Genomic DNA, 11874 nt, shown 5'->3' with positions numbered 1-11874 from the left:
AATGGCTGCACTTTAAGTCAATTTAGTAAGTGTGAGCTTCTCACCTGGGCGGTCTGTCGACACATGCTGCACCAGATGCATCGCCGGCGATCAGCTCGCGCATGGTGCGGCTGACGTGCGTGTTCAAGTTGTCCCACACCAGCACGATCGGTCCACCGAGTTGCTGGTGGGCGGCGTCCATCAGACGGGCATAGTCGGTCTCGGTGAAGCCCTTGCGGCGGCCTTTGGCAGGGCCGCGGTCGAGGTGGGTGCGGTAGATCAGCCGTGGCCGGTGGCCGGCTTTGGCGCAGATCAGCGCCGCCATCAGGACACGCTTTGTCCCTGCTGCGGTCACCCGCACCACCGGGGTGTGCCCCCGGCGGCCCCAGGTGCGGCCCTTGGGCGGCCTCAGGCCCTGGCCGGCTTCGTCTTCGAAGCAGAGCCAGGCGCCCAAGTCCGCCGCCTTCTTTTTATGACAGGCCCCTGCTCGTCCTTCCAGGCGGCGATCTTCGCCTCGTCCCGCTCGGTGGCCCTGCGGGAGGGGACCTGCACGCTCCAGCCGATGCGGTGCAGCAGCAGGTCCAGCCCGGCCAGGGTGTATTCGACGCCGAACCGTCGGCGCACGATCTCGGCGATCCGGGCCAGCGTCCAGCACTGGTCACTCCAACCGGAGGCGGCCGGGCCGGCATCCAACACCGTCGCCAGCACACGCAATTGTCCCGGGTCGAGCTTGCAGCGGGCACCGCCGGGGCCCTTGGAGGCCAGGGCCTGCCGCCCGCCAGAAGACAACGCCCGCCGCCAGCGGTTCGCCGACATCCGGGTCACCCTGAACCGTCGGGCCACCTCCCGGTCGCTGGCCCCGGCCTCGATCAGGTCAGCAGCTGCGAGCCGGACTTGCTCACGCCGAGACCGTTTCTCGGCCGTCAATCCACCACCATCGGGATACCTCATTCCTCCGGCATAGCGCGGCACACGACAGCCGTCACGACCCGGCGTAACCCGAACCGTTAAAGGTCTCTAGACATCAACGGCTTCCTGGCTGACCGGTCCGGAGGCCGGACCAAAAAGAAGGGCTCCGATTCCCCAAAAAGGGCGAGAGGCTTTCAAGTGCATTCGGTGGCCCGGCTCGACCAGCCATGCACATGGGAGCAGGTGCGAGCCCTCGTGGGTGAGTCCGGTGCCGGGCTTTCCGGGCCCTGCCCCAGCTTGATGAGTGTCATGTCTGCTCCCCCCGGACTGCTGTGTGTCCGATCCTTCGCCCAACAGCACTGCTTGACCAGCAACTTGCGCGCGGTCTTGTCTACGGACGGTATAAGACCGCCTCGGGCAGACTCCCGTGAGCAGGCGCGCCTGCCGCACTGATGGGGACCGAAGCGCCAGGCGCGTGATCGCAGCAGCGGAGTGGCGAGAGGTAACCGGTTAGCGCGTCGCCTCGCCGCGCTTCACGGTCTGGACGAAGGAGCGCCAAGCATCGCTTCCCACCACGATCACACCCGCCTCGACCTTTGAGTCGCGGACAAGGGCACCACCGCCGGTGAACGCGCACTCGACGCATTCACCCCCCGCACCGTTGCTGTAGGACGACGTGAACCACACCGGACGGCCGCTTCCGCCGGACGCATCTGTTGTCACCTTGCGTAATCCTTCAAGATCGACTCGATCAACATGGCTGAGCGTTGAGGACTCAAGGCCGCGGCCCGGAGGCCGTCGAACGCCCTCGTGTACTCACGGACATGATGCTCGCCCTCCAAGTACATGGCATCGGTGATGCCGTCTCGATACACGAGGTCCGGATCTTCCGGGGCCGGGAAACCCAGCATGGTGAACGAGCCCGTGGCCGGATAAATCCCCGCGTCGAAGGGGAGGACCTGCAAGGTCACGGTCGGCAGCTCGGCGGTCTCCAGGAGCCGTTCCATCTGCTCCCGCATCAGGGCGTGGTCCCCCATGACGTGGCGCAGGGCACCCTCGTTCACGATGAACCAGGCATCGGGAGCATCCGGTCGCCTCAGCATGGCCTGGCGTTCCATGCGCACCTGCACTGCCTTGGTGATGTCCTCGGCCGACATGTGTGCGCCGGACTTGTGGAGTTCGGACGCGTACACCTCGGTCTGCATGAGGCCGGGTACGACCTCGCACTGGTACTGGCGGAACGTCGAAGCGTCCTGTTCGAGGCCGATGTAGATGTTGAACCACTCGGGAACGCCGGCGCCGTGGACCTGCCACCAACCGCGCACTTTTGCCTGCCTGGCAAGCGACTTGAGGAACTCGCGCAGTTCGTCGCTCGTGCCGTAGAAGCGGCACAGGGCATCGATGTCCGACGGCTGGATACGCCCACTGCCCGTCTCCATCCGGTTGACCTTGGAGCCGCTCCAGTCCAGGGCCGAACCGACCTGGGCGCAGGTGAGTGTGCTCTTCTCGCGGAGCTTCTTCAGCTCGATCGAGAGGCGCCGACGGCGTGCCGTGGGTGAACCGGCCATCTCAACCCTCTTTCCACTAGCGGGCGTTCAGTCTCGCGCCAAGACGTGTGCTTGCCAATCACACGGAAGTGGGAATCCCGCCGTGCACATTGCACAAAGGGATGCGCTGCGAGCACAGTGGTCGACAGCACAACTCAAAGTGATCGTTCGTGACGCTGCGCTGCTAGTGCGGTGTCGACCGCGACGAGAGGGGTCCGCGTGAGCCAGGAAGCGTGTATGTCGCGCAAGCCGTGGGAGGTTGCCTTCACGGCCGAACCGGTGGAGGTGGCTGCCCTGCGCCGGATCATGCGACTGCACCTGGGCATGTGGGGGTTGCAGGACATCACGGACGAGGCCCAACTGTGCGTGAGCGAGATGGTGTCCAACGTCATCACACATGTCGGACACGGCACGCCCGCGACGCTGGTCGTCTCCGTACGGGGCACGCACCTGCGCATCGAGGTGCATGATCCCGACACACGGGCCCTGCCCGTCCTCAGGGACCTGAGCACGGAATCCCTGGAGGGGAGGGGTATGGCGCTCGTGGACGCCGTAGCCGATCGGTGGGGTGTATTGCTACGCCCGGACCGGAAGGTCACGTGGTGCGAGCTGGCCACAAAGCTCACGGCCCCCAGCGGCCATGTGGAAGCCCCCAGCGTGATGCGGGCCGAGGCCCTGCTCGGCCTCTACGCCGCTGCTTCGCGGTTGCCGTGCGGAACGGGTGCGGGCAGGTTGGCCTCTGCCGCGGCGGAAGAGACTGTTATCGCGGCGATCACCGACTTCCTCCACTGGCTCCAGGCCCACGGCCGCGACGCGGACGACACGCTCGACCGAGCACAGATGCGTTTCGAGGCCGAGTGCGCCGCCTTGTGTGAAGGGGCGTGACTGGTCTACGACACTCAGCGCGCCGAGGCGTTGAACTCGCGCATCCGGCGGCTGAGTTCAAGCAGCCCCTCGACACGGAAGGTCGGCAGTTCCAAGGACTCGGCACTGTTCCACTGAATAGTGGCCCACGGCCCCCGATGCACAAGCGCTGTGTGCATACCCGCCTGCCCGGCAGGCCGGATGTCGTTGTCGCACCGGTCACCTACGTACAGAATCTCGCCGACCTCGAACGGCACGGCGTCGGCCACCCTCTCGAAGAACTCGAGGTCGGGCTTGCTGGCGCCCCAGGCGATGCCAAGCCACAGTCCGTCGGCCCGGAGCTACCGGAGAGCTGGACGGACGTCCTCGTACAGATCCTCTTCCCCAAAGCTCTCCGGCTGCCCGGCAGCAGCCCGCTTCTCCCGCTCCTTGTAGAGATCGAAGCCGGGCCGGAACTCCTGGAACGTCTCCCGGTAGTCGCGGCCCTGGGCGATCACCGCCCCGAACATCGCATGGAACGTATGCCGCGGCACACCCAGCCAGTCGGCCCAAGTGCCGTACTCCCGGGTCTCGTCCACGAGGCACTCACCGACGTCGAAGACCACGGCGCGAATCACGGGGGCAGGGTATCGGTGCGCTGTTCGGCGCACCGGTCATCCCCTGGAGGAACGAGGGCTGTCAGTCCTCCTCGATCAGAGCACCTGCAAGTTTCAGCATGACATCCACGCGGTCGTCATGCTTCAAACGCAGCCACTGGACGAAAACCCGCTCTACCTCGTCGCGCTCGGGTTGCCCTGACTGCATGAGCCGGTACAGACGCCGCTTTTCGGCACGACTGCTGAGGTTGGAGGCTTGTTCCAAGATCTCTTCGCGTGTCGGCAGCGGTTTTCCAGTCCCGCTTCCGCGGCTGCAACGCTGACACTCCACACGCAGGTTCGACAGTTCCGTGTTTGTTGGCGGACTCGGGTCAATGATGTGGACGCCAAGGGCCGCCTTCTCGTCGCCGCCATCTGCGAAGGCCTCGCCGGCCCTTGTGCCGCACATCTGGCACAAGGAGTCGACCGCTTCAATGGCTTCACGGCGGCGAGTCGCAGAGATCCGCGGTCGTGAAGATCGCTCCGGCTGTTCACCAAGGTCGATTCGAGTGCCGATCGCTGTGAGCCGGTACTCGTCGGGCTGGAGGCGCGGGTCGGTCTTGTAGTTGTCGATCTGCCAGCCCAGTTCCCGTAGGTCACGCATGCGGCGATCCGCCTGAGCCACACCGGGAACGCCTTCGAACAACTCAAGCTTCTTGAACACCTCGCCTTCGCCCTTAGCCGCGAGAAATTCCGCGACCTTCACCTTCGATGACCGCCTTACAGCGCGCTCGTCTGCCACGCCACCCCTCCTCTGGTCCATGAATACCGTCGGCCCCACCCTCATGGGTGACGGCTCGAACTACTGTACCGCCGTCGCGGGACTTCGTGCAGCCGTCAACGTTCGGCAGCGTTCGGCAACTGTGGAAGTAGGGTGCGGCGGACGTAGTTGGCTGGGGCGCTGGTTGGTCGCGGTGACGACGGGGGCGTTCCCAGCGCAGGGGCGCGTTCCCGGGCTGTCAGTGAGGTGGAAGGGAGACAAGCCGCCTGCGACCGCGGTGCGGTAACCGGCGGCGGGTGCGGCCAGCAGGCGGTCCGGGGCGCCGGCCGAGCAGTGCCGGTCGGCGAGTATGCCGACCGGCGGGAGCACAGCTGCGGCGCCGTCCCGCTCCCGGGCAGGCGTCCGGCCGACTTTGTGGGGGCACCTGCCCAGGGGTGACGAGCCGGGCTGGGGGGCCTGAGACCGTGTTTGAGGTCTCGATCTAGGAATGTGCGACTGGTCAGCTCGGAGAACAAAAACCGGTTGTGCCGTGGTGAAGGATGGGGAGCGTGGTTACCAAGGAGCGCGCCGTGCAGCTTGTCAAGGCCCTGTTGCAGAGACAGCGGCGGGAGTCACCATGGATGGCACGACTACCCGAGCTAGCCGTCTGCGACGTAAAGGAGAACGCTCTCGGGTGGCTGGTCGTCTGGCAATCGGTGGGGTACATCCGCAGCCGCGACATTGGGAAGATGTTGGTGGGCCACGGGCCCTACCTTGTGGACCGGCAGGACGGGAGTATCCACCACATCCCTGCCACCACATACGCCACCGATGCCTGGGAAGATCTCTACCTCCAGCAGATCAGGGGGGTCCGGCCACCCGATCCGCTGGTCGCGGCCGTTGAGGCGCTCGTGCACTCCGAGGGGACCATGGCCGCGATGCGCCACCTGCGGAAGCAAGCCCCGCTGTTGGGGCTGCAACAGGCGAAGGCTTATGTCATGGCCCTCCGGGACGGAGACGTGCCACCGGAGGAGCTGGTCGATCTCACCCGGACGCCGGAGACGTGCCCTCCGCTGGCCATCAGCACCCTGGCTGGCCCGGTTCAGTAGCGGTCCGGCGGAGGGGACGGGATCCTGGCCGTGCGGCCGACCCTCGCCGGGTGAGTCGGCGGACCATGTTGCCGATCACCGCCCAACGGATCATCGTTTCGGACCGGGCGGGGCTGGACTCGTAGTCCCGGGTCAGACGCCGGCGGGCGGTAAGCCATGCGAAGGTCCGCTCGACCGCCCAACTTTTGAGCTGGACCTGGAAGCCTCGCTGGCCGGGTTCCTTTCGGACGATCTCGAGCTCTCGCCCCAGGGGCTGAGCGGTCCAGTCCACGATTCGGCCGACGAAGCCCTGGTCCGCACAGACCTTACAGATTCCGGGATGGTCGAGCCGGGTCCACAGCAGCGGACGCCGGGCGCCGTCGCGGTCCTGGACATTCGCTGCAATGACGTGAACGGCCAGGAGCGGGCCGAGGGTGTCGGTGACGATGAACCGTTTGCATCCCTTGACCTTTTTGCCCGAGTCGACCCCTGGTCGTGGCTGGCGCCGTGTCGGCCGTGCGAACGGACTGCGAGTCAATCAGCCCCGCGCTCGGCTCAGCACTCCAGCCGTCCGCCTCCCGGACCTGGCTCCGCAGCGCGTCGTGGACGCGCTCTACAGTGCCGTCGTCGTGCCACCACGTGAAGTATGAGTACACCGTGGGCCATGGAGCGAAATCCTTCGGCAGCTGTCGCCAGGCGCAGCCAGTCCGCACGACGTAGAAGATCGCGTCCACGATCCGGCGCCGCTGGTGCTTCTCCCGCTGTCCGCCCTTGGCCCCACCCTCGACGGCGGCAGCAACGTCTCCACCAACGCCCACTGGTCGTCGCTCAAATCCGACGGATACCCGCCTGCACCACCACTCACGCAGAGCTCAACGACCGCTCCGGCTCGGGAGTACGGCAGATCTCAAACGTGCCCTGAGGCCTGCTCAGCTGGGTCCCGATACAAAGAGGAGTCGCCGCTCTGTAGCGCCGGCGTTCACTCGATCGCAGCCCGGAGCAAAGCGCCGGCGTCGTCCGGCAAGCCCTGCTTGTGGAGTTCCCAGGTCACGTACATCACCTCTTGATCCCGGTGGTCACGTCCGTAGATGTGGATCAAGTTGTCCACGAGTTCGTTCTGCCGTTGCTGGCGGAGTGCCATGAACAACGTCGCGGTCTCGGCGGGGCTGAGGACTTCCGTGGTGTGACGCAGCAGGGTCAGTGCGGCATCTTGCCGGCCGTCGCTCCGCAACTCTGCTGCCCGCTTCGCCACCTGTCGTGCTGCCGACACTTTGTTCTTGCTCCGCTGCCGGTCCCCTCTTCGGCGGGGGACCGGCAGCGGAGCAAGCGCAGCCTGGGTCGTGAGCCGTGCTTGCAAGCCGGCCCGGGTGGACTTCAGTTCGGAGACAGCGTCCTTGAGCGCCCTGACCTCTCGTCGGAGGGACTCCAGCTCTGTCGCGTCGCCCGAAGCTGACTGTCGCAGAGCGGCGATCTCAGCCTCCGCTGTCACTGCTTGCGATACCGCGGCCTTCAGCTGCGACCGTAGATCAACGCAGCTCTGGCATCGCTCACCTGAAGCCGCTTTGTGAAGCTTCCGCAGGTCATCAAGGGTGACACCAAGGGCATGCTCGCCGCCAGCGTCGGCGCAGGCCGTCTTGTAGAGATGCTCTACGGAGTGGAATCGCGGCACCGACTGCCCGCTCAGGAATCTGGACAGAGAGCTTTCGCTGCAGAGCAAGTGCCGGGCTGCATCTGCCTGGGTGGGAGCGGTATTCGGTGATTTGTTCGATGATGTCGGCGTGATGTGACGGCATAGATTCTGGAGAGCTATGGCCAAGGCTCGCTGGCCCGGCGGAACGTCACTGCGGAACTCCTTGTGTATCCAGCCGCGCTCGACTGGGACGCCCCCGTCTCGTGTCATGCGATTTCTGCCTCCCTGATCGGTGGTTGACCGATGTAACTCCTGATGGCAGGCCGGTAGGCCTGCCTGGGTTCCGCAATTGTGCCTGAGGGGCGAGGAGTTGCCTCTTGCTATTTCCAGAGCAAGTGTTCAACTGCTGGACTTCCTTTCGGGGTGTGGTGCCAGACTGATGGTGCAACCGCTCGAGAAGCGGGGGGTGTAATCCGGGTATGCATCGGTTTTTCCGTCATGCACGGCTTATTGCGGTATGTCATTCGACTTGACCGGAGGCGATGGATGGGGCTGCCGTCGTGGCAGGACGAGAAGTTGGGAAGCATGGCGCGTGCGGCCCTGTGGCTGGTTGATGTGGTAGGGGAGGGAAACGTCTTCACGAAGGCTCAGCTGCGCGCGGCCTTCCCTGAGGTCGCTCAGATTGACCGGCGGACCCGGGATCTCAGGGATCACGGGTGGCGGATCGACACGAGTCGCGATGACGTGTCTCTGAAGCAGCAGGAACAGCGCTTCGTCGCTAGGGGTGCCGATGTCTGGATTCCAGGCAAGTCGAAGGCGCCCAAGCACAAGAACAGTCTCACGACGGCACAGCGCCTGAAGGTCTTCCAGACCGACAACCACCTCTGTCGGTCCTGTGGAATCGCTGGTGGCGAAGCCTACGAGGACGGCATAACGCTGTCGGTTCTGAACGTGGCACGCAGGAAGGTCGTGCTGCCGGACGGAGGGGACGACTACCAGTTCGTCACCGAATGCAAGCGTTGTGGGGCTGGCAGCACCGATCGCGAGGTCGATCTTGGAGTGATCCTGGATCTCGCCGAGTCGCTCGCCCCCATGGAGCGGCAGATCTTCCTGGCGTGGATCGCGGCCGATCAGAGGTCGCTCAGTCCCATGGAGAAGATGTGGGGCATCTACCGGACTCTTCCCGAGGAGTCCCGCAAGGCCGTCGCCGACGCGCTCCACGACATGGACGATCAGGACAACTAGACAGGACGGGGAAGAACGATGCTGCGGGAGCTCCCGCCGCCGCCACGCGCGGCCCAATTCAGTGAGCTGATCAAGAAGAAGGTGGAGGAGGTGAAGACGGCCGGCGGCACCAGGGAGACCGTTACGGTCGACTGGAACGAGCAGCAGGCTCATGTGGAGGTCGTTGACCTGCCGCTCAGCGGACTGTACTTCAACCCCAGCACGCACCGGATCCGGGCCCAGCGCAGCCATGACGCGGCCCGTGATGAGCTGCTGGAGAAGGATCCTTGGTGTGCTGAAAGCCAGGACTACCTGCGGTTTCTGCTCAAGGCCTCGCCGGCGGATCCGAACATCCGTGATACCGACTTCGACAAGCTCAAGGAGAGCCTGGAGCAGTTCGGCCAGAACGATCCCGGCCTCGTGACCCATCAGGGCGTGCTCGTGAACGGCAACACGCGGGCCGCTGCACTGCACGAGCTCGGCGCTCAGTCGATGCGCGTCGGTGTGTTGCCGGAGTCGTTCACGTGGGCGGACATCAACGCGGTCGAGCTGTCCCTCCAGCTACGCAAGGACCACCGTCGCGACTACTCGTACATCAACCGGCTTCTGGCGATGGAGGAGCAGGCCTCGCTCGGACGTACACCTGAACAGATCGCCAAGGAATTCCGGATCCAGGTGAAGACCTATCACCAGGAGCGCTGGATCCTGAGTACCATCCGGGAACTCATCGATCGCAGCAAGAGCGGTGGAGGCGTGGCGCTGCGGCTTGTGGACTGGGAAGGCGCCCAGGAACGCCTCAAGGAGCTTCACCGCCTTTACGTGAAGCTTGAGACTGTCGACCGGGACCAGGCGGAGGTTCTCAAGGAGTGGCGACTGGCCGCCATCCTCCTCGACTTCTCGAAGACGGACGTGCGGCACATCGACGAGGAGTTCCTGAAGGAGGGCCACCTCACCCGCACGTTGCCGGCCACACTGACCGAGTCAAGCAGCAACTCGGTTGGTCAGGAGGCGGTGGCCATCCCCGGGCTTGACCTTGCGGTTCCAGCGGCCTCTTCTGCCGTGTCCCAGGCGCGAGCGTTGAACGACCAGATTCTGCGTGCCAGTGCAGCTATCCGTAGTGAGGGCTCGTATCTGCTCGAGAGTGACAAGGCACAGAGTCAGGCTGTGTGGGACGACGCGAAGAAGGCATTCGATGATGCGATCGAGGCTGCTGGCCGTAGTGCGCGTTTGCGCAAGCGTAAGCAGCTTGCGCCGGCGAGGCTCGCGGAAGCCTGTGCGAGCATCGATCAGTGCGTGATGGACCTCGTCCAAGCCCGCACCTCTAGGAGTCTGGACGAGGAAGCTTTCGATGAAGCTGTGTTGAAGCTGCGTGTCAGCCTTCGCAAGCTCGCACAACAGGCAGGCAGGGGCCTTCCGAGCCCCGGTGACGGGGTTGCCTGGCTGCTGGAGGCCGCGGCTGCGGAGGGCCGCCAGTGACGGACAACGCTACCGAAACGTCGTTGCATCTCGGGTTTGATGAGACGCGCACCCGTGTCGTCCTCAGGACGACCGACCAGTACCAGCAACACCTTGTCCGGCTGGCCGCCCGTTTCCGCACGGGTGGCCAGCTCGGCCCGCTCGCAGCGTCGGTTGCCCTCGATGAACTGCTCGCGGACCTCAGCGTTCTTAGTGGTTGGCCGCACCACCAGGGAGTGGAATGGGCCCCTGAGCTCCGAAGTCTCGTGGCGGGAGTCGTCCAGGACGCCAACACGGTCAAGGAGCGTCTCGCCGGCACCAACCCCCAGGGGGAGATCAAGCCCGACGAGGTGTCAGGCCTCTTGGGTGAGACCTGGAAAGGCGAACTGAGCGAGTTCCAGCTTCGGGACATCGCTAAGCTGCTGACGCTTCAGCACGGGGCCAACTTCAGCGTTCCCGGAGCCGGGAAGACGCGGGTAGCCCTGGCCGTGTACGCGGCACAGAAGGCTCAGGAACGCGTGAGCCGGGTCCTGGTGGTCTGTCCCAAGTCGGCTTACGAGTCATGGCGTTACGAGACAGCGGTGTGCTTCAGCTACCCGCTGCGCACCCACGTCCTCGATGGGTCTATGGATCAGTGGGCGGAAGTACTGATCGTCAATTACGAACGGCTTGACCGCTCGCTAGCCACGTTGGCAAGTTGGCTGAAGTCAGCATCCTCAATGATCATTCTCGACGAGGCGCACCGAATGAAGCTGGGGGCCCGGGGTACGTACGGTGCCGCATGCATGGCTCTTGGCCCCCTAGCCGAGCGGCGGATGATCCTTACCGGGACGCCGGCGCCCAATGGTTCGAAGGACCTGGAGAACCTCCTCGGCTTCGTCTGGCCCGGGCATGGGCAGCGAACGGTCGTACAAGCTGTGGCAGGTGGCGATCTTGCCTATGCCAGCTCCGTCCTCCGGCCGTTGTTTACCCGGACGACGAAGCAGGAGCTGGGCCTTCCTCCGGTCTGGCTGAGGATGCGGTACGTCGACATGCCTCCACTGCACAACGAGATTTACAGCTCGCTGGTGGGCGGTGAGAGCAGTCGTGCCTCCAGGGATGACCTGAGTTCACTCGGCAAGACAGCCTTGCGACTGCTGATGGCGGCCACCAGCCCAGCACTCCTCCTGGAGGGCGGCAGCCGGTATGAGCCCTTGGCGTATCAGCTACCGCCACTGGAAGTCCCGGAAGGCAGCTCCTTGTACTCGCTCCTGCAGAACCTGCCGGACTATGAGCTCTCGCCCAAGTACAAAGAAGCGGTGGCGATCGTGGCGGAGAACGCTGCACGAGGCCGCAAGACACTGGTCTGGACGACGTTCGTCCGTAGCCTCACGACTCTGGAGCAGATGCTGGAGAAGTACAGTCCCGCGGTCGTCTACGGTGGCACGCCTGACCGAGACGAGCAGTTGCGGCGCTTCCGTGAGGACCCGAGCTGCATGGTGCTGATCTCCAACCCGGCGACACTCGGAGAGGGCATCAGCCTGCATCAGATCTGTCATGACGCTGTGTATGTGGATCGTGACTTCATGGCAGGACGGTTTCTGCAGAGCCTTGACCGGATCCATCGCCTTGGACTGGCGCCCGGGACAGACACTCGGGTCACCGTTCTGGCTGTCCGGAACACCATCGACGAGGTCGTCACAGCGCGACTGGACCAGAAGCTCGAGTTCATGGGGAAGATTCTTGATGACCCCACGGTGCAGCAGCTCGCCGACCTGCAGGAGGAGCCGGCGGTTGCGGCTGGCCTGGCGCCAAACGACATTGAAGCCTTGCTCAGTCACATCGGCGGCGGCTAGCTCCGGGT

12 protein-coding genes and 2 pseudogenes are annotated in these 11874 nt (G+C 64.8%); 5 read left to right on the top strand and 9 right to left on the bottom strand.

The genetic code is table 11. The annotated features are described in order from the left end of the window. Positions 1–40: 40 nt before the first annotated feature. The 4 genes from ACFZDA_RS08225 to ACFZDA_RS08210 form a co-directional block, all read right to left on the bottom strand. On the bottom strand, positions 41–304 hold the full coding sequence (locus ACFZDA_RS08225; protein WP_391076679.1) for a hypothetical protein: 264 nt from the start codon (positions 302–304) through the stop codon (positions 41–43). Between the two features lie 83 nt (positions 305–387). Next, the gene (locus ACFZDA_RS08220) at positions 388–906 is read right to left on the bottom strand and encodes a winged helix-turn-helix domain-containing protein (RefSeq protein ID WP_391076675.1); all 519 of its coding nucleotides are present in this window, start codon (positions 904–906) and stop codon (positions 388–390) included. A 492-nt stretch (positions 907–1398) separates the two neighbouring features. After that, positions 1399–1575: a DUF397 domain-containing protein gene (locus ACFZDA_RS08215; protein ID WP_391076820.1), complete on the bottom strand. Its 177-nt coding sequence runs from the start codon at positions 1573–1575 to the stop codon at positions 1399–1401. 32 nt (positions 1576–1607) lie between these two features. After that, positions 1608–2456 carry a Scr1 family TA system antitoxin-like transcriptional regulator gene (locus tag ACFZDA_RS08210; RefSeq protein WP_391076672.1) on the bottom strand — a complete coding sequence of 283 codons (849 nt, stop codon included), beginning with the start codon at positions 2454–2456 and terminating at the stop codon, positions 1608–1610. A gap of 216 nt (positions 2457–2672) precedes the next feature. On the opposite strand from ACFZDA_RS08210, the gene ACFZDA_RS08205 reads away from it, so the two are divergent. After that, a complete protein-coding gene (locus ACFZDA_RS08205; RefSeq protein ID WP_391076669.1) occupies positions 2673–3320 on the top strand; it encodes an ATP-binding protein in 648 nt (215 codons plus the stop codon). Between the two features lie 14 nt (positions 3321–3334). On the opposite strand, the pseudogene ACFZDA_RS08200 reads toward ACFZDA_RS08205, so the two are convergent. Together ACFZDA_RS08200 and ACFZDA_RS08195 are read right to left on the bottom strand one after the other, a co-directional pair. Continuing rightward, positions 3335–3916 (bottom strand): annotated as a pseudogene (locus tag ACFZDA_RS08200) (HAD family hydrolase). Between the two features lie 61 nt (positions 3917–3977). Continuing rightward, positions 3978–4676, bottom strand: coding sequence for a hypothetical protein (locus tag ACFZDA_RS08195; RefSeq protein ID WP_391076667.1), 699 nt, complete (start codon positions 4674–4676; stop codon positions 3978–3980). Positions 4677–5203: 527 nt separating this feature from the next. On the opposite strand from ACFZDA_RS08195, the gene ACFZDA_RS08190 reads away from it, so the two are divergent. Beyond that, entirely contained in the window at positions 5204–5743 is a 540-nt protein-coding gene (locus ACFZDA_RS08190) for a YrhB domain-containing protein (protein WP_391076665.1), read from the top strand. On the opposite strand, the gene ACFZDA_RS08185 is transcribed toward ACFZDA_RS08190, so the two are convergent. The 3 genes and pseudogenes from ACFZDA_RS08185 to ACFZDA_RS08175 form a co-directional block, all read right to left on the bottom strand. Further along, positions 5715–6260, bottom strand: coding sequence for a transposase (locus tag ACFZDA_RS08185; RefSeq protein WP_391076660.1), 546 nt, complete (start codon positions 6258–6260; stop codon positions 5715–5717). The genes ACFZDA_RS08190 and ACFZDA_RS08185 overlap by 29 nt on opposite strands. 124 nt (positions 6261–6384) lie before the next feature. Next, positions 6385–6435: pseudogene (locus ACFZDA_RS08180) on the bottom strand (hypothetical protein); the annotation flags it as partial. 266 nt (positions 6436–6701) lie between these two features. Next, positions 6702–7622, bottom strand: coding sequence for a hypothetical protein (locus ACFZDA_RS08175; protein WP_391076658.1), 921 nt, complete (start codon positions 7620–7622; stop codon positions 6702–6704). Positions 7623–7898: 276 nt separating this feature from the next. Here ACFZDA_RS08175 and ACFZDA_RS08170 point away from each other — a divergent pair, with 276 nt between their 5' ends. Genes ACFZDA_RS08170 through ACFZDA_RS08160 form a run of 3 tightly spaced genes read left to right on the top strand, consistent with a single transcriptional unit; the run spans position 7899 to position 11866 of the window. Next, positions 7899–8597, top strand: coding sequence for a hypothetical protein (locus ACFZDA_RS08170; RefSeq protein ID WP_391076655.1), 699 nt, complete (start codon positions 7899–7901; stop codon positions 8595–8597). Positions 8598–8615: 18 nt separating this feature from the next. Next, positions 8616–10052: a hypothetical protein gene (locus tag ACFZDA_RS08165; protein WP_391076653.1), complete on the top strand. Its 1437-nt coding sequence runs from the start codon at positions 8616–8618 to the stop codon at positions 10050–10052. Further along, positions 10049–11866: an SNF2-related protein gene (locus ACFZDA_RS08160; protein ID WP_391076650.1), complete on the top strand. Its 1818-nt coding sequence runs from the start codon at positions 10049–10051 to the stop codon at positions 11864–11866. The genes ACFZDA_RS08165 and ACFZDA_RS08160 overlap by 4 nt, the downstream gene beginning before the upstream one ends. Positions 11867–11874: the final 8 nt, after the last annotated feature.

Origin of the sequence: Streptomyces sp. NPDC007991, assembly GCF_042958445.1 — a bacterium.
GTDB lineage: Bacteria > Actinomycetota > Actinomycetes > Streptomycetales > Streptomycetaceae > Streptomyces.
This window is presented reverse-complemented; position numbering and strand designations above follow the sequence as displayed.